Origin of the sequence: Vibrio sp. 10N.222.49.C9, from assembly GCF_041474985.1 — a bacterium.
In the GTDB taxonomy this organism is placed as follows: Bacteria; Pseudomonadota; Gammaproteobacteria; order Enterobacterales; family Vibrionaceae; genus Vibrio; species Vibrio crassostreae_C.
Genome location: NZ_JBFRVD010000801.1, coordinates 1 through 313, shown reverse-complemented (window position 1 = coordinate 313; position 313 = coordinate 1). Strand labels below are relative to the sequence as shown.

The window sequence follows — 313 nt, the reverse complement described above, 5'->3', positions numbered from 1 at the left end:
CTAGAAAGTAGCAGCAAGCTCATTGGATTGGCTAAACGCTTCATTAACCGCGTACACCAGTTTGACCTAAGGTGTTGGCCTTAGGTGTAATTGCGCAGGTAAATAGAGATGGGGTTGTTGGCATCTTTAAAAGCGGGTGTCTAAAGAGATGAATGCACTTTGACGTTCGCCAAATCCGAATTCACCAATGATATTAAAAGTAGGGTTAATAACGTAGTTGAAGCCAACGACGGTGTTCCATTCAGAAGCTAACTCTTGTTCAACTACGAATTGAGCGTCAACACCATCTTCAGATAAGGCAGCAGCTATCTGA

General features: G+C 43.1%; 1 pseudogene. It reads right to left on the bottom strand.

The window, feature by feature from the left end:
- Positions 1 to 126: 126 nt before the first annotated feature.
- Positions 127 to 313, bottom strand: a pseudogene (locus AB4585_RS25670) (hypothetical protein); the annotation flags it as partial.